15 protein-coding genes are annotated in these 17277 nt (G+C 62.4%); 9 read left to right on the top strand and 6 right to left on the bottom strand.

The window, feature by feature from the left end; translation table 11 throughout:
- The first annotated feature begins 47 nt into the window (after positions 1 to 47).
- Entirely contained in the window at positions 48 to 788 is a 741-nt protein-coding gene (gene msrA, locus BLR92_RS04740; protein ID WP_089726082.1) for a peptide-methionine (S)-S-oxide reductase MsrA, read from the top strand.
- Positions 789 to 823: 35 nt separating this feature from the next.
- Here the strand turns inward: msrA and BLR92_RS04735 are convergent, their stop codons facing one another.
- Positions 824 to 1726, bottom strand: a complete 903-nt coding sequence (locus BLR92_RS04735; protein WP_089726080.1) for a LysR family transcriptional regulator — start codon at positions 1724 to 1726, stop codon at positions 824 to 826.
- 127 nt (positions 1727 to 1853) lie between these two features.
- Here BLR92_RS04735 and BLR92_RS04730 point away from each other — a divergent pair, with 127 nt between their 5' ends.
- The 4 genes from BLR92_RS04730 to BLR92_RS04715 all read left to right on the top strand — a co-directional run bounded on the left by BLR92_RS04730 (position 1854) and on the right by BLR92_RS04715 (position 6785).
- The gene (locus BLR92_RS04730; RefSeq protein WP_089726078.1) at positions 1854 to 2843 is read left to right on the top strand and encodes an aldo/keto reductase; all 990 of its coding nucleotides are present in this window, start codon (positions 1854 to 1856) and stop codon (positions 2841 to 2843) included.
- Between the two features lie 213 nt (positions 2844 to 3056).
- Complete coding sequence (locus BLR92_RS04725) at positions 3057 to 3515, top strand: (2Fe-2S)-binding protein (protein ID WP_089726076.1); 459 nt, start codon at positions 3057 to 3059, stop codon at positions 3513 to 3515.
- A gap of 24 nt (positions 3516 to 3539) precedes the next feature.
- A complete protein-coding gene (locus tag BLR92_RS04720; RefSeq protein ID WP_245704072.1) occupies positions 3540 to 5801 on the top strand; it encodes a xanthine dehydrogenase family protein molybdopterin-binding subunit in 2262 nt (753 codons plus the stop codon).
- 3 nt (positions 5802 to 5804) lie between these two features.
- The gene (locus BLR92_RS04715) at positions 5805 to 6785 is read left to right on the top strand and encodes an XdhC family protein (RefSeq protein ID WP_089726074.1); all 981 of its coding nucleotides are present in this window, start codon (positions 5805 to 5807) and stop codon (positions 6783 to 6785) included.
- Here the strand turns inward: BLR92_RS04715 and BLR92_RS04710 are convergent.
- Complete coding sequence (locus BLR92_RS04710) at positions 6782 to 7717, bottom strand: AraC family transcriptional regulator (RefSeq protein WP_089726897.1); 936 nt, start codon at positions 7715 to 7717, stop codon at positions 6782 to 6784. The two genes, BLR92_RS04715 and BLR92_RS04710, sit on opposite strands and share 4 nt — an antisense overlap.
- A gap of 115 nt (positions 7718 to 7832) precedes the next feature.
- On the opposite strand from BLR92_RS04710, the gene BLR92_RS04705 reads away from it, so the two are divergent.
- Together BLR92_RS04705 and BLR92_RS04700 are read left to right on the top strand one after the other, a co-directional pair.
- Positions 7833 to 8462, top strand: a complete 630-nt coding sequence (locus tag BLR92_RS04705; protein WP_089726073.1) for a DUF938 domain-containing protein — start codon at positions 7833 to 7835, stop codon at positions 8460 to 8462.
- A 98-nt stretch (positions 8463 to 8560) separates the two neighbouring features.
- Positions 8561 to 8788 (top strand): hypothetical protein, encoded by a 228-nt coding sequence (locus BLR92_RS04700; RefSeq protein WP_089726071.1) that lies wholly within the window; start codon positions 8561 to 8563, stop codon positions 8786 to 8788.
- A 73-nt stretch (positions 8789 to 8861) separates the two neighbouring features.
- On the opposite strand, the gene BLR92_RS04695 is transcribed toward BLR92_RS04700, so the two are convergent.
- Positions 8862 to 10274, bottom strand: coding sequence for a PhoH family protein (locus BLR92_RS04695; protein WP_089726069.1), 1413 nt, complete (start codon positions 10272 to 10274; stop codon positions 8862 to 8864).
- 223 nt (positions 10275 to 10497) lie between these two features.
- Positions 10498 to 10677 carry a hypothetical protein gene (locus BLR92_RS04690; protein WP_089726067.1) on the bottom strand — a complete coding sequence of 60 codons (180 nt, stop codon included), beginning with the start codon at positions 10675 to 10677 and terminating at the stop codon, positions 10498 to 10500.
- 227 nt (positions 10678 to 10904) lie between these two features.
- On the opposite strand from BLR92_RS04690, the gene BLR92_RS04685 reads away from it, so the two are divergent.
- Both BLR92_RS04685 and BLR92_RS04680 read left to right on the top strand, forming a co-directional pair.
- Positions 10905 to 11921 (top strand): TAXI family TRAP transporter solute-binding subunit, encoded by a 1017-nt coding sequence (locus tag BLR92_RS04685; RefSeq protein ID WP_089726065.1) that lies wholly within the window; start codon positions 10905 to 10907, stop codon positions 11919 to 11921.
- A gap of 95 nt (positions 11922 to 12016) precedes the next feature.
- Positions 12017 to 14113 (top strand): TRAP transporter permease, encoded by a 2097-nt coding sequence (locus BLR92_RS04680; protein ID WP_089726064.1) that lies wholly within the window; start codon positions 12017 to 12019, stop codon positions 14111 to 14113.
- Positions 14114 to 14173: 60 nt separating this feature from the next.
- Here BLR92_RS04680 and nirD read toward each other — a convergent pair whose 3' ends face one another.
- Together nirD and nirB are read right to left on the bottom strand one after the other, a co-directional pair.
- Positions 14174 to 14626, bottom strand: a complete 453-nt coding sequence (gene nirD, locus BLR92_RS04675; RefSeq protein ID WP_089726062.1) for a nitrite reductase small subunit NirD — start codon at positions 14624 to 14626, stop codon at positions 14174 to 14176.
- Positions 14627 to 14638: 12 nt separating this feature from the next.
- Positions 14639 to 17164 carry a nitrite reductase large subunit NirB gene (nirB, locus tag BLR92_RS04670; RefSeq protein ID WP_089726060.1) on the bottom strand — a complete coding sequence of 842 codons (2526 nt, stop codon included), beginning with the start codon at positions 17162 to 17164 and terminating at the stop codon, positions 14639 to 14641.
- Positions 17165 to 17277 lie beyond the last annotated feature (113 nt).

The following is a 17277-nucleotide window of genomic DNA, read 5'->3' as shown; positions in this document are numbered from 1 at the left end:
CTTCGCGACTAACGTGGACGTGTCCTCACTCAGAAGGAGTCAATGCCATGTTGTCATTACTCAAGACACCTTCATCGGGTCGTAAGCGGGGTAAGCCGCTGCTGGGAGTGGGCGCAGCCCTGTGGAGCGCCGCGCTGTTCGCCTTGTGGCAATCGACCGCCTCGGCCGCCGGCGATGGCGTGGAGTTGCCGCCGCCGAGCACGAACCTACCGGCGTCTTCAACGGCCGATACCCAGACTGCCGTGCTGGCGGGCGGTTGCTTTTGGGGCATGGAGGCCGTGTTCCAGCACCTGGACGGCGTGAGCGACGTCGTTTCCGGCTATAGCGGCGGCGACAGCAGCACCGCCAGTTATCGCGCTACCAGTTCCGGGCGGACCGGCCATGCCGAGGCCGTGCAAATCACCTACGATCCGCAGACGATTTCCTACGCCAAGCTGTTGCAGGTGTACTTCTCGGTGGCCCATGATTCGACCCAACTGAACCGTCAGGGGCCGGATGTTGGCCCGCAGTATCGCTCGGCGATCTTCTACGCCAATGACCGGCAGCAAGCGATGGCCGAGGCTTATATAGCCCAGCTCGGCGAGGCTGGCGTCTTCGAGAAGCCGATCGTTACCCAGGTGGATCCGCTGAGCGCGTTCTACCCGGCCGAGGCTTATCACCAGAACTTCGCTTACCGCAATCCGAACCATCGCTACATCGTCGTTCACGATTGGCCGAAAGTGGACAACCTCCAGCGCCTGTTTGCGGATATCTACCGCGATACGCCGGTTATCGTCGCGACCAAGTAACGCTGGCCCGAGAGCCCGCGAATCAATCGACGGGATCAAACCATGCCTGGCTGATCGCGCAGGGTATGGGTCAGCCATTCCACGAATACCTTCACCTTGCTCGATAGATGGCGGTTATACGGATAGACCACGGACATTGGGCTGGGCGCGGGGCGATGTTCGGTCAGCACTTCCACCAGTTCGCCGCGCTGTAGGTAATGGTGCGCCGTGTAGAGCGGCACCTGCACCAGTCCAAAGCCGGCCAGGGCGGCGGAGATATAAGCTTCGGCATTGTCCACGGTAAGCCGGCCGGCCATCGTGACCTCACGTAGCTTGCCATCTTCGGTGTACTCCCAGGGTAGCGGCCGGCCGGTGCGACCCGAGTGATAGTTGACGCTCAGATGCCGGTCGAGATCCGCCGGGGTTCGTGGGGTGCCGTGGCGCTCGAGATAGGCCGGCGCGGCGCAGCTGATTTCGGTGAGTTGCCCCAGCCGTCGAGCGATCAGGCTGGAATCGGCTAGCGGCCCGATGCGTAGCGCGCAGTCGACGCCCTCCTGGATGAGATCCACCGGGTGATCGCTGACACCCATTTCCAGGTCGATTCGCGGGTATTTATCGCAGAAGGCCATTAGCGCAGGGATGATCACCCGGCGTGCCGGCGGCCCTGGCAAATTGACCTTGAGACGCCCGGTGGGCCGATGCTGATCGGCAAACATGGCCTCGGTATCGGCCAGTTCGTCAAGCAGGCGTAGGCAGCGCTCGTAATAGGCGCCGCCATCCAGCGTCAACGAGACTCGGCGGGTCGTGCGGTACAGCAGTCGAACGCCGAGATGCGCTTCCAATTGCTGGATGGCGGCCGTCACCGTGGCTCGCGGCATCTCCAGGGTTTCGGCGGCACGGGTGAAGCTGCCTGCCTCGACCACCCGAGTAAACACGTGCATGGCCTTGAAGCGATCCATGTTGTTTCCCGTATCTATTGTTTAAATTTTCTGAATAGAGTTAACCATTAACGCCTGTTTATCTAGTAATTGCGAATACGCACACTGCCTTGGGCTGATTTTGGCCTTATTCGACAAGGAGACAGGGATGCAAACACGTCAACTGGGTAACGGCGGTCCTCGCGTGTCCGCCCTGGGTTTGGGCTGCATGGGCATGAGCGATTTCTACGGGCACAGGGACGACCGGGAATCCATCGCCACGATTCACGCGGCGTTGGAAAAGGGTGTCACCCTGATCGATACCGCCGACATGTACGGTCCGCATACCAACGAGGAATTGGTGGGCAAGGCGCTCGCCGGCAAGCGCGAGCAGGTGTTCCTGGCAACTAAGTTCGGTATTCAGCGTGCCGACGACGACCCGTATGCCCGAGGCGTCAACGGTCGCCCCGAGTATGTGCGTCGCGCCGTGGAGGGCAGCCTGAAGCGGCTCGATGTGGAAACCATTGATCTTTACTACCAACATCGTATCGACCCCACGGTGCCTATCGAGGATACCGTCGGCGCCATGGCCGAGTTAGTCGAAGAGGGCAAGGTGCGTTACCTGGGCCTGAGCGAAGCGGCGCCCGACACCCTGCGCCGAGCCCATGCGGTTCATCCGATCACCGCGCTGCAAACCGAATATTCGCTATGGACGCGTGATGCCGAAGAAGGCCCGCTACAAACCTGCCGCGAGCTGGGTGTGGGATTCGTGCCCTACAGTCCACTGGGCAGGGGTTTTCTCACCGGCGCCATTCAGTCCCCGGAGGACTTCGATGTCGACGACTTCCGTCGCCACAACCCTCGCTTTCAGGGCGAAAACTTCCAGAAGAACCTGCAACTGGTGGAACGGGTAAAGGCTCTGGCCGAGGAGAAAGGCGTACTGCCCGCCCAATTGGCGCTCGCCTGGGTACTGGCCCAGGGTAAGGACATCGTGCCCATCTTCGGTACCAAGCGCCGCCGCTACCTGCAGGAAAACCTGGCCACCCTGAATCTGACTCTCGGCGATGACGACCTGCAACGCCTCGCTGCCATCTTTCCGCCACGTGCTGCCGCCGGCTCCCGCTATGGGGAGGAGGGGATGGCCACGGTAGGCAGGTGACAGCCAACGGCAGGATTAGGCAATCATCCGCCATTAATGAGCTAATCGCTTCGCAAGCTTCCTTTCTATACTTGGCTGGGTCCCGAAGGCGAACCGCTCGGGACCCAGCCAGCCTCCAGGGGCTGGCTTCGAATCTTTCAGCGACTCACTCGGCAGCATGGCGCCCCCGCGACGCGCCATGTTGCACATAATCAGAAGAACGCGAGGAGAATCATGGCGACTCTGACGATCAACGGTGAATCCCACCAACTCGATGTACCCGACGAGATGCCCCTGCTGTGGGCGCTGCGCGATGTCGCGGACCTCACCGGGACCAAATACGGTTGCGGCATGTCGTTGTGCGGCGCCTGTACCGTGCATCTCGATGGGCAGCCGACCCGTTCGTGCGTCACGCCGGTTTCCGCCGCCGTCGGCAAGCAGGTGACGACCATCGAGGCCGTCGGCGAGAACCCGGTCGGCGAGGCCGTGCAGACGGCATGGCGCAAGCTCGATGTGGTGCAGTGCGGCTACTGCCAGTCGGGGCAGATCATGACGGCAACCGCGCTGCTGAATGGCAATCGCAATCCCAGCGATGACGATATCGACAACGCCATGGGTGGCAACATCTGCCGCTGCGCGACCTACGTGCGTATCCGCGCCGCCATTCACGATGCCGCCAGCACGCTTGCCTGACGCATTTGCCAAAGGAGCCTTGACATGAGAATTCTCGACCGCATGCCATCGCCCGTGCAGGAAAGTCAGCAAAGCACGGCGGTGATCAACGTCAGCCGTCGGCGTTTCCTGCAAGGTACGGCCGGTCTCGCGCTGGGGGTCTATCTGGCGCCGTTGCTCGTCGATAGCGCCAACGCCTCGGCGGCGACCACGCAGGCCGACTTCGTGCCCAATGCCTTCGTGCGCATCGACAGCGACGGCAGCGTCACGGTAATCGCCAAGCATCTGGAAATGGGTCAGGGCACCTATACCGGCCTGGCGACTCTGGTCGCCGAGGAACTCGATGCCGACTGGAGCCGCGTACGGGTGGAAGGCGCGCCCGCCGATGCCGAGCGCTACAAGAACCTGGCCTTCGGCATGCAGGGCACCGGCGGCAGCACCGCCATCGCCAATTCCTATGAGCAGATGCGCATGGCCGGAGCGACCGCGCGTGCCATGCTGGTCGCGGCGGCTGCCGCGCAGTGGGGCGTGCCCGCCAGTAGCATTAGCGTCGAACAGAGCTTGGTGCGTCATGCCGGATCGGGCCGCGAAGCCGATTTTGGCCAGCTTGCCGAGGCCGCTGCCGAACAGCCGGTGCCAGGTAACGTCACGCTCAAGAACCCCAAGGATTTCACGCTGATCGGGACGTTGAAAACGCCGCGCCCCGATAGCCCGGCCAAGACTGATGGCAGCGCGATCTTCACCCAGGACATGAAACTGCCCGGCATGCTGGTGGCGGTAGCGGCACACCCGCCCCGCTTCGGCGCCACCGTCAAGCGCTTCGAGGATACCGAGGCCCGAAAGGTGCCGGGCGTGGTCGATGTCGTGCGATTCGCCGGTGGTCCGTGGCGTTTCGACGGCGTGGCGGTGCTGGCAACGAACACCTGGGCGGCGAGCCAGGGCCGTGACGTACTGAATGTGGAATGGGACGAGAGCCAGGCGTTCACGCTGGGCAGCGACGAGATCATGGCGCGTTATCGCGAGTTGGCCGATGGGCAAGGGGCGATGGCGAGCCAGCGTGGCGACGTGGATGCCGCACTGGCCGAGCCGGCGACACTGATCGAGGCCGATTACGAGTTCCCCTATCTCGCCCACGCGGCCATGGAGCCGATGAACTGTCTGGTTCAACTCGGCGATGGGCGCTGCGATATCTGGCACGGCGAGCAGTTTCAAGGCCTGGACCGGAGCGCCGTCGCGGAGTTGCTGGGCATCGCTCCGGAAAAGGTCAGTCTGGCCCAACTCTTTGCCGGCGGCAGCTTCGGCCGGCGCGCCAACCCGCATTCGGATTTCGTGCTGGAGGCGGTCTCGATCACCAAAGCGGCACGCGATAACGGCATCGATGCGCCGGTAAAACTGGTGTGGATGCGCGAGGACGACACCCGGGGCGGCTATTATCGGCCAATGAATTTCCATCGCGGGCGCCTCGCGCTGGACGCCGACGGCAAGCTCATCGCCTGGCATCAGCGTCTGGTCGGTCAGTCGATCGCGGCCGGTACCGCCATGGAGGCGTTCATGGTCAAGGACGGGGTCGACGCGACTTCGGTCGAGGGCGCCGCGAATCTGGCCTACGACGTGCCCAATCTACAGGTCGAGCTGCACACGCCGCAGGACATCGACGTACCGATTCAGTGGTGGCGTTCGGTAGGCCACACCCACACGGCGTTCTCCACCGAGAGCCTGATCGATGAAGCGGCGGTGGCTGCCGGGCAGGATCCGGTGGCGTTTCGCCGTGCGCTGCTGGGCGGGCATCCGCGCCATCGTGGTGTGCTGGACCTGGTCGCGGACAAGGCCGGCTGGAGCCAGCCGCTCGAACCCGGCGCCGAGGGCGAGCGGCGCGGCCGGGGCGTTGCCGTGCATGAGTCGTTCAACTCCTTCGTCGCCCAGGTCGCCGAGGTCACGGTCAGGCAGGACGGCAGCTATCGCGTCGATCGCGTGGTGTGCGCGGTGGATTGCGGCGTCGCCGTCAATCCGGACGTCATCAAGGCGCAGATGGAAGGCGGCATCGGCTACGCGCTGGCGGCCGTGCTGCACGGCGAGATCACCCTGGACAAGGGGGTCGTCCAGCAGACCAACTTCCATAATTATCCGGTGCTGCGCATTAACGAGATGCCGGCGGTCGAGGTGCATATCGTGCCCTCCACGCAGGCGCCGACCGGGGTGGGCGAGCCGGGCGTGCCGCCGCTGGCGCCGGCCATGGCCAACGCGATCTTCGACGCCACCGGCACGCGCCTGCGCAAGCTGCCATTCACCAATAAGCTGACTACTTGAACCATGCAGCCTCTCGACAATGAAGTGGTTGAAAGCGCGGCTCGCTGGAGCCAGGCGGGCGAGGATGTCTGGCTGTGCACGGTGTTGGCGACCTACGGCTCGTCGCCGCGTGAACCGGGGGCGCTGCTGGCGGCGCGCCGCGATGGCCACTGTGTCGGCTCGCTGTCCGGTGGCTGCGTGGAAGAAGACTTCCTGGCGCGGCTTCAGGCCGGCGACTTCCAGTCCCCGGTCCAGGTCGTTCGCTATGGCGAATCCGAAGACGATCGGCAGCGCCTGGCATTGCCCTGTGGCGGTATTCTCGAGGTGCTGGTGGAGCGCCTGCCGGCGACGCGGGAATCGCTGCGGCTATTGACCGCGCTCAGGGAGGCGCTGCATGGCCAGCGTCGTCTGGTTCGCGAGGTGAGCCTGGCAACCGGGGCGACGGGGCTCGAGACCGACGAGGCGTCGCCGACGGAAAGACAACGTCCACGTATTCAGCGCAAGGGTGATCGGGTGTGCATTCGCATGGGGCCGACGCGCCGCCTGGTCATCGCCGGGGTGTCGCCGGTCTCCGTGGCCTGCGCCGAGTTCGCGCGCAGCCTGGGCTTCGAGGTGGTGGTGTGCGATCCGCGCGATGAACTCATCGCCACCTTCAACGTCGCGGATGTCGAGCTGCGTCCCGAACTGCCGTCGTCGTATCTCGCCCGCGAAGGCTGCCACGCCTCGACGGCGGTGGTGGCGCTGACCCACGATCCGCGCATCGACGACCTGGCGATGATCGAAGCGCTGCGAACCCCGGCGTTCTACATCGGCGTGATGGGCTCGCGCAAGACCTCGGCGACACGCGCCGAGCGCTTGCGGCGCTCGGGCGGGCTCGACCGAGAGCAGGTCGAGCGCATTCGTATGCCGATCGGCCTGGACATCGGCAGCAAGACGCCGGCCGAGATCGCCCTGGCGGTGATGGCCGACGTGGTGGGCGTTTATCATGGGCGTGAACGACTTTAAGTCACCACATCGCGCTGTTGGGCGATTTCCTGTTGCGGCGGGGCGCCGAAGAGCCGGCGATATTCGCGACTGAACTGCGAGGGGCTGTTGTAGCCGACCCGGTGACTGGCGGTCGCCGCGCTCGCTCCCTCGACCAGCATCAAACGGCGCGCCTCGTGCAGGCGAAGCTGCTTCTGGAACTGCAGGGGCGACATCGACGTCATGGCCTTGAAGCGGTGATGCAGCGTGGAGGGGCTCATGTGCACCGCCGTGGCGAGTCTCTCGATGCGCAGCGGCTCGGCGTAGTGGGCCTTCAGCAGGCGTATGACCTCGACGATGGACTTCTCCTGTCCGTTGATGGCGATGAGATCGCGCAAGCGATGGCCCAACTCGCCGCACAGCACGCGATAATGAATCTCGCGCAGCACCAGCGGGGCCAGCACGGGAATCTCGTGGGGTCGGTCCAGCAGGTGTATCAGGCGCAGCAGCGAGTCGATCAACGAACCGGACATCGGCGCGACGAAAAGCCCACCAGGGTCGCCCGCTCTTTCCGTCCGCTCGCCGGGCGTCTTCTCGAGCAGCAATTCCCCCAAAATCCTGAAGTCGATATCCAGCTTCACGCATAAATACGGCGCCTCGGCCGAGGCTTCGATGATCTGCGCCGTGACGGGCAGGTCTAGCGAGACGACCAGATAGTGGAGCGGGTCGTAAGTGAACGCCCGGCCGGCCAGCGTCATGCGCTTGCGCCCCTGTATGGCGACGCACAGGCTGGGCTCGGTGATACACGCCGTGGGTGGCGATGCTGCGCTGGCGCGCATCAGCGACAGCGTCGGGATCGCCGAGGGAAAGATGCCGTCCTCGGGCGTCAATCTTGCCACCGCGCTTGCCAAATCCCGCTGCGGCGATGGGTGCGCCTGTTGCGTTCCCAGGGCGGGAATCAAGTGCTCCGTCATGAATGTCATTCCCCTATTGCTTTACCTATGGACGCCATGCGGTGGGCATGCTTACCTGATGATAAAGACCATGATCTTTTACCGAGACTCTTATTTACCGAAACGCGGGGGTCGTATGAACGGGTTCGATAATCAGGGTGTCGATGAACGTCTTTCCAGCCCCGCTGTGCAGCGCAATCGCGACCCTATTCTCGGGGTATTGAATGAGATATTGCCCCAGGATAGCACCGTGCTCGAGATCGCCAGCGGCAGCGGTGAACATGCCTTTCATTTCGCCTATCACCTGCCTCAGGTGACCTGGTATCCGAGCGATGCCAATGTGGCGGCCAGGGCATCGATCAGTGCCTGGCGCGCCAAGGGCGGCCCACCCAACCTGCGCGCGCCATTGGCGCTGGACGTGACGCGGCGCCCCTGGCCCAGCGTGGATTACGACGCCCTGGTGTGCATCAATATGTTGCATATCGCCCCGTGGGAGGCGGCCGAGGCGCTGTTCGCCGAAGCCCAGCGCCTGCCGGTCGGTGGCGTGCTGTATCTATATGGCCCCTTCAAGCGCGAGGGCAGCCATACCGCGCCGAGCAACGCCGCCTTCGATGCCGACTTGCGACGTCGCGATGCGCGCTGGGGCATTCGCGATCTCGAGACCGTCGAGTCCCTCGGTCAGTCGCATGGCCTGACGCTCGAGCGTGTCGTCGAGATGCCGGCCAACAATCTTAGCCTGGTGTTCAAGCCTGATGTTCAAGCCTGATGTTCAAGCATGGCGCCGCCGCTTGATTAATCCTCGACCACCCCAAGGGTGTAAAGCATAGGTATTACCGCCTATGCGTGGCAAAGGAGAGCATGCCCATGACCGATCTTTCCGAGGAACTGCGCCTGCCGGTGGGTTGCCCCAACTGCGGCAGCCACCTGATGCGCGTATCCGAGGTGCACAACCCCGATGACAAGGTGTTCTGCGCGTCCTGCAATGCCTACATCTGCCTCTACCACGAGGCCCAGACCATTCTGGCCAAGGGGCCGGGCAGCGAGAGCGAGGCGTTGATCGAAAAGGCGATCAATGCCGATCATAAGCACTGAGCTACGAGCCACGCCGGTGGCGTGCTCGTAGCCCGTGGCTCGCTGCTATCAGGCATTCATGCCGTGTTCGATGTCATAAAAGCTCCTCGGCGGCCAACGCCAAACGTGAACGTTCGACGCTCTTCAGCGTGACATGCCCGGCATGTGGCCAGTCGCGGAAACGCTCGACCAAGGCGGCCATGCCGCAGGTGTTGGCGGTGAGGTAGGGCGTGTCGATCTGGCCGACATTGCCCAGGCACACGATCTTGGTATTGCGCCCGGCGCGTGAAATCAGCGCTTTCAATTGCTTGGGCGTGAAGTTTTGCGCCTCGTCGATAATCAGGAAGGTGTCGTTGAGGGTGCGGCCACGCATGAAGGTCGGCGAGCGGATCTGCACCCGCGAGCCGATCAACTGGCGTGTGGCACCCTCGCTCCAGCTCGAGCTGCCGTCCTTCTCGTCGCGCAGCAGGTTGTCCATGTTGTCGTGGAAGGCGCCCATCCACGGCGACATCTTTTCCTCCTCGGTGCCGGGTAGAAAGCCGATATCCTCGCCCATCGGGATCGGCGCGCGGGTGAACACGATGCGCTCGAAAAGCTTGGTGTCCAGCGTCTGCTGAAAGGCCGCGGCGAGCGTCATGAAGGTCTTGCCGGTGCCGGCGCTGCCGGCGATGGTCACCAGGTCGATATCCGGGTCCATCAACAGGTTGAGGGTGAAGTTCTGACGGCTGTCGTGGGCGTGCACGCCCCATACGCCGGCGTGATGGCGATAGTTGGTCAGTAACTGCAAGCGTGCGCTGGTGGGCGTCAGGTTGCGCACGATGGCTTCGAAGTCGGCGCCATTGTCGCTATCGGAAACCAGCATGCCAAGGTGCCAATCGTCGGGCATTTCGCCGCTGAGTTGATAGAAGGTGTGGTGATCGACCCGCTCGACCTTGACCTCGACGTTCAGCGTTTCCCACAGGCCCGCGCCGTCCTTGCCGGCCTCGGTATACACCTTGGTACCCTCGATCATCGCGTCGTTGTCGCTGAACACGCGATCGTTGAGGTAATCCTCCACCGGCACGTTCAATGCCGACGCCTTGACCCTGAGATTGATGTCCTTGGTGACCAGGATCACCGAGGCATCGGGGCGTTCGTCGCGCAGGCGGCAGGTTTCCGCAAGCAGGCGATTGTCGGGGCTGTCCTCCAGATGATCGAGAGGGCGCAAATCGTTGTAGCACAGAAAACGCAAACGGCCGGTACCGGCGACGCCGGCACTCAAGGGTATGCCACGCTGTATTTCGTCGAAGGTAACCTGAGCGGTGAGTTCGGAAAGGGTGCGGCTGATCTGACGGGCGGTGCGGGCGATTTCGCGAATGCCATTCTTGTGCTTGTCGAGTTCCTCGAGCACGGTCATGGGAATGACGACGTCGTGTTCCTCGAACTGATAGAGCGCAGCGGGATCGTGGATCAGGACGTTGGTGTCGAGCACGTAGAGGCGGGTGGCTTTCTTGTCGATTCGTACCATCGGCGGAAGCACTCCTTGAAGTAACGGCGATGTCGACGCTGGCAGCGAAAGATGACAGGGCTGTGACGTTATCTCTGCGCTGGTGGCTCAGCGTCGCCTCTCTGGTGCGTGTCGGTGGTCGGTGGGCTCCTGTAAGCGGTGAATGAATGGACAGTCATGACATTTTGAAGATGAACCGTCCTTGCGAAGAATGCCAGCGATCGTTTCCACGGTTGACATCGGTTCAGGTCTTGATACCACCCCAGCCGTGCTTGTGACAATCGCAGTCGGGGTTCTGGCACGGCTGCCGGTCCGGGTGCGCGGTGGCGCAAGCCTCGCAGCAGTAGTACTTGTCGCCGACCGGTACCGCGGTTTCAGGCACCTTGCAATCGCAATAGGTGCAGGCGCAGGTACGTTCTTCCATTGATCTCTCCTTTTTCCCTGAGCAAACGATGGTGCATTCGCAGCCTAGATTCGCCGTCTAGGCTATACAGAATATAGCCGAGTCGGGCGGACGGTTCCGGTGGCTATTCTCAGGGGGCTATAGCGCAAGCGCATTTGCGTTTCCGGCTATCGCTGTTAGGTTTAAAAAGAAGCACCGATTTACCCTGAAAAACAGCGGTGTTTAGACAATCACGAGGGGAAACTGAAATGAGTTTGAAACTCGGCAAACGCATCCTGGCGGTAAGCTGCGGCCTGGCCTTGACGACGGCAATGGCCTGGGCTCAATCCTCATTCATTACTATCGGCTCGGGCTCCACGTCCGGCTTGTATTACCCGACTGCGGTGGGCATCGCCAATATTCTCAACGATGCCGATGTCGGTCTGCGGGCCAATGCTCGCTCCACCGGGGCCTCGGTATTCAATGCCAATGCCATCGGCGAGGGCTCGATGCAGATGGGCATGATGCAGAACAACATTGCCTATTACGCTTACAACGGTACCGGCGTGGAGGCATTCAAGGACAACAAGATCGAGAACCTGCGTGGCCTGGTCGGACTATATCCGGAGGCCATTCACATTCTGGCGCGCTCGGACGCCGGTATCGAGAGCGTGGCCGATCTGGCCGGCAAGCGTGTGTATGTCGGTGACGTGGGCTCGGGCACCGAGCAGGACGCCAAGAACATCATGGGCGCCTTCGACTTGACCTTCGATGACCTGCAGACGGCGGTACGCGGCAGCTCAGGTAACGCCGTGGGTCTGCTGCGCGACGACCAGATCGCCGCAATGTTCTACACCGTCGGGCTGGGTTCGGCGGCGATCGTCGAGGCGGCGCAGACCGCGCCGATCACGGTCGTGTCGATCACCGAGGAGCAGCTCAACCAGCTCCAGGAGGAGTATGCGTTCTATACGCCGTTCACGATTCCCGCCGGCACCTATCCCGGCGTCGATGAAGACGTACAGACGGTGACCTTGAAGGCCATGCTCGCTGCCTCGTCCGAGATGTCCGAGGACGACGTCTATACGTTCATGAACACGATCTTCAACAAGAAGCTGGACGCCTTCTACAGTGACGTGCAGAACCCCAATCTGGAAAAGTACTTCACCGTGGAAAACGCCATCGAAGGCATGTCCATCCCCCTGCATGCCGGTGCGGTGAAGTTCTACAAGGAGCAGGGTATCGAGGTTCCCAGCGACCTGATGCCACCCAAATCAACATCTGAATAGTCAGTTCCGACCTGTCGGGCCCCGGTCATTCCGGGGTCCGACGATTTGCGTGAGCGGTCCCGAAACCGTGACATAGGGTAGGGGAGCAGTGGTCGATGGCCGATCAGTCAAGCGATAACGATACTGGTAAAGCGACCGATGAGGAGAAAGCCGAGGCCCAGCGAATCGTCGACGCGGCCGATGTCGGTGCGCGTGCGCCGCGTCAGCAGTGGTTGCGCTGGCTGCTGATCCTGATTGCGGTGAGTTGGAGCGTATTCCAGCTTTACGCGACCTATTTCGGCTCTATCAGCCCGCAGAAGGTCGGCGCCATTCACCTGGCCTTCGGTTTTGCCCTGGCGTTTCTGGCCTATCCGACATCCAAGGGGCCCACCGAGCGTATCCCCTGGAGCGATTGGCTGCTGGCCATCGCCGGTGTCGCGTCGTCGCTGTATATCGTCGTCAACTACTACAACCTGGTCGCGGTTCAAGGCGGCTTGCCCATCACGCGCGACATATGGGTGGGCACGATACTCATGATTACGCTGGCGATCGCGGCCACGCGCATCGTCGGCATTGCGCTGCCGATCATCGCCGGCATCGTCATTCTGTATGGCATCACCGGCCCGGCCGGCATCATTCCGTTGACTCCGCCCGATGTCATTTTTCTGCATAACGGCTACGACTGGCAGCAGATCATTCAGCAACTGTACATTTCCACCGAGGGCATCTGGGGCACGCCGATTCAGGTATCGGCGACCTTCGTGTTTCTGTTCGTGCTGTTCGGTGCGCTGCTGGACCGCGCCGGCGCGGGGCAATATTTCGTCGACCTGGCCTACAGCGGCTTGGGCTCGTACCGTGGCGGGCCGGCCAAGGCGGCGGTGGTAGCGAGCCTGCTGACCGGGGTTGTCTCCGGCTCGTCGACCGCCAATACCGTGACCACCGGGACATTCACCATCCCGCTGATGAGGAGGGTCGGCTACCCGCCGATCAAGGCCGGCGCGGTCGAATGCGCGGCCTCGACCAATGGCCAGTTGATGCCACCGATCATGGGCGCGGCGGCTTTCATCATGGCGACCTTTCTGAATATTCCATACTCCCAGCTCATCATCTACGCCATCGTGCCCGCGCTGCTGTCCTATCTGGGTCTGCTGTTCATGGTGCATATGGAAGCGTTAAAGATGAACCTAGCGGGCATGCCCAAGGCCGATCTGCCGCCATTCTGGCCGACTTTCATGAAGGGCATCCATTACCTGATTCCGGTGGTCTTCCTGCTCTACGAACTGATGTGGATCCAGCTCACCCCGGAGCGCAGCGCGCTCAATGCCATCGCCATGCTGATCGCGCTGATCCTGATCCAGGAGGCCTGGCGCGGTGTGCGTGACAGCGGCGCTGCCGGCCTTGCCTCCGGGCTATGGAAAGGTTGCAAGGAGGTCTTCCAGGGCTTCGAGATGGGCGCGCGCAACATGACCACCATCGCGATTGCCACGGGCGCCGCGGGGATTATCGTCGGCATGGTCACCATGACCAATCTGGGCTATGGCCTGACCGAAGTCATTGGTGTCGTATCCTTCGGCAATATCTGGCTGGTGCTGATTTTCTCGGCGATCGCTTCGTTGATCCTGGGTATCGGGCTGCCGACCACCGCCAATTACATCGTCATGGCGGCGCTGGTGGCGCCGGTGATCGCCAGCCTGGCGGCCGACTCCGGCATCGCCGTGCCGATGGTCGCCATCCATCTATTCGTGTTCTATTTCGGTATTCTCGCTGATGACACCCCGCCGGTGGGGCTGGCGGCGTATGCGGCTTCGGCCATTTCCCGGGCCGACCCGATACGCACCGGCGTCCAGGCGTTCACTTACGACATGCGCACGGCGATTCTGCCGTTCATGTTCTTCTTCAACCCCCAGCTACTATTGATCGACGTGGGCAGTTGGTACAACGGTGCCTGGGTCGTCTTCACGGCAACGGTCGGCATATTGGCCTTCGTTATCGCGATACAGGGCTATATGGTCACGCGCATGCATTGGTTGGAGCGTGTGCTGGTACTGGGCTGTTCGCTGGCGATGATCAAGCCGGGGCTAATGACCGACATCCCCGGCATGGTTCTGCTAATACTGGTTTTTCTTTATCACCGCCACCGCTCCATCGCCGGCGGTGGGCCTTCTTCACTATTCGGCAAGAACAGCTATTCGCGCAATGAACGACCAGCCTGATAGCCGCTCAATGCGGCCCGATGCCGCCGTTGTTTCCTCGATGCGGCCCGATGCCGCCGCTTATATGCGGCCCAAAACCGCCGCTGCAGCGATGGCGATCATTACCCGGTCGCCATCGAAACGCGCTGGCCAGTGGCGCAGGCGCGTCTGCGAATCCTCCATGCAGACGCCATCGCTTAGCCGGAAGTGCTGCTTGTAAAGCGGTGAGGCGATGACCGGCTCGCCCTTTACATCGCCGACGATGCCGCGCGCGATGACGTTGGCGCCTGAGAAGGGGTCGTGATTGTCCACGGCGTACAGCTCGCCCGCATGGCTGGGTAGCTCCGGCGTGTTCGGGCCGGTGGAAAGCTCCGGCGTGTTTGGGCTGGGTAAATAGAACAGGGCGATTTGAGTGCTTCCATCCCCGGTTTCCAGCCACGCCGCCACGCCGGAATGCGCGACCAGATCGGCGCTGGTGCAGATCTGCCGCCAGGTCACTTCGGTATCACGTTTGAATGCCATTGCCGTGCTCATGAAATCATTCTCCTAGGCTGGCCTCAATTGGCCACGTTCTTCGGTAACGATAATATCCGGGTCGGGCCGCCCGTCGTTGACGAAGCTGCGAAAGCGCTTGAGTTTGTCGGGGTCATCCAGTGCATTGGCCCATTCGCAGTGATAATTATCGATCACCGTGCGCATCTGGCTTTCGAGTTCTTCCGCCAGGCCGAGGCTGTCGTCGATGATCACGTCCTTGAGGGTGTCCAGTCCGCCTTCGAGGTTCTCGCGCCATACCGAGGTGCGTTGCAGGCGATCGGCGGTGCGCACGTAGAACATCAGGAAGCGGTCGATGTAGCGAATCAGCGTGGCATCGTCGAGGTCGGTGGCGAACAGCTCGGCGTGGCGTGGGCGCATGCCGCCGTTGCCACAGACGTAGAGATTCCAGCCGTGCTCGGTGGCGATCACGCCGACGTCCTTGCTTTGCGCCTCGGCGCACTCGCGGGTGCAGCCGGAAACGGCGAGCTTGAGCTTGTGTGGCGAGCGCAGGCCCTTGTAGCGGTTCTCGAGCAGGATCGCCATGCCCACGCTGTCCTGCACACCGTAGCGGCACCAGGTGCTGCCGACGCAGGACTTCACCGTGCGCAGTGACTTGGCGTAGGCGTGGCCGGTCTCGAAGCCAGCGGCGAGCAGTTCGCCCCAGATGTCGGGAAGGTCTTCCAGGCGCGCGCCGAACAGGTCGATGCGCTGGCCACCGGTGACCTTGGTGTACAGGCGGTATTTCCTGCCTACCTCACCGAGCACGATCAGCTTCTCGGGGGTGATCTCGCCACCGGGAATGCGCGGTACCACCGAGTAGGTGCCGTTTTTCTGCATGTTGGCCATGAAGGTGTCGTTGGTGTCCTGCAGTGGCACGTGGGCGACATCGGTAATCGGCTCGTTGAAGCATGAGGCGAGAATCGACGCCACCGCCGGCTTGCAGATATCGCAGCCAAGTTTCGGGGCTGATGAAGGGCCTCGGCCGTGTTTTTCGATCAGCGCCGAGAATGTCTTGATGCCTTCAACACGCACCAGCGAATACAGTTCCTGGCGGGTATATGCGAAGTGCTCGCAAATCGATGGGTCGACTTCGACGCCACGCGCCTCCAGTTCGTGATCAACCACGCTCTTGAGCAGCGCCGCGCAGCCGCCACAGCCGGTGCTGGCCTTGGTTGCGCCCTTGACCGCGCCGAGATCGGCGGCGCCGGCATCGATGGCCGCGCAAATTGCCCCCTTGGTAACGTTATGGCACGAGCAGATCGACGCCGTCTCGGGCAACGCATCGGCGCCCAGCGTTGGTGCACCGCCCTCGGCGGCGGGCAGAATCAGGCTTTCGGGTCGCTCGGGCAGCTCCAGGCCGTTGCTGTAATACTGCATCAAGGTGTCATAGACGCTGTTGTCGCCTACCAGCATCGCGCCGATCAGCTTCTTGCCATCGCTGGAGACCACCAGCTTGCGGTAGTGCTGCTTGATCTGATCGAGATAACGGTACATCCGCGTGCCGGGGCGTTGATCGCCATGCGCGTCGCCGATGGCGCCCACGTCCACGCCCAGCAGCTTCAGCTTGGTGCTCATGTCGGCACCCTGGAAGGACAGCTCGCTCTCGCCTTGCCCTTTGGAGATCAACGTGGCGACCGCCGCCTTGGCCATTTGATAGCCGGGGCCGACCAGGCCGAAGCACGAGCCATTCCATACCGCCACTTCGCCGATGGCCAGAATCGCCGGATCGCTGGTGCGGCATTGATCGTCGACGACGACACCGCCGCGCTCGCCCATTTCCAGGCCGCAGTCGCGAGCCAGTTCGTCGCGGGGGCGAATGCCGGCGGAGAACACGATCAGGTCGGTTTCCAGCACCTTGTCGTCGCTGAACACCATGCGATGGAAACTGGCCTGGCCATCCTCGATGTGCTGCGTGGCGCGGCCGGTCAGCACCTGAACGCCGAGCGCTTCGATCTTCTCGCGCAGCAACTCGCCACCTTCGGTGTCGACCTGCATGGGCATCAACCGAGGCACGAACTCCACCACGGCGGTGTCCAGATTCAGGCCGCGCAGGGCGTTGGCTGCTTCCAGCCCGAGCAGGCCGCCACCCACGACCACGCCGGTATTGGCGGTTTTTGCCGATTCGCGGATGGCATCCAGATCGTCCAGGGTGCGATACACCAGGCAGTTGGGGCGATCGTTGCCGGGAATCGGCGGCACGAAGGGGTAGGAGCCGGTGGCCAGCACCAGATTGTCGTAGCGGTAGTTGCCTTGCTCGGTGACGACCTCGCGGGCGTCGCGATCGATGCGCATGACCGCTTCGTTGAGGTGCAGGTCGACGGCGTTATTCGTATAGAAGTCGGGTTCGCCGAGCGCCAGCGACTGGGCGTCGCGACCGGCAAAATATTCCGACAGATGTACGCGGTCGTAGGCCGGGTGGCGTTCCTCGCCGAACACCACGATCTCGAAATCCACGGTGGCATTGCGCTCGATCAGTTGTTCGACCAGATGGTGGCCGACCATGCCATTGCCGATGACGATCAGACGTTGTTTGCTCATGGGTAAGAACTCCTGTCCCAATTTCGGCGATGAATAGAGGCGGTCCCGAGGGCAGACCCCGGAGTGCCGGACCATTGCGAAGGCGCTGTGAACCCTTCCCTGGGCGCTACATT

The sequence above is a fragment of the Modicisalibacter muralis genome (assembly GCF_900102945.1).
GTDB classification, from domain to species: domain Bacteria; phylum Pseudomonadota; class Gammaproteobacteria; order Pseudomonadales; family Halomonadaceae; genus Modicisalibacter; species Modicisalibacter muralis.
The sequence above is the reverse complement of the archived record's forward strand: the minus strand, read 5'-3'. Positions and strand labels throughout refer to the sequence as shown.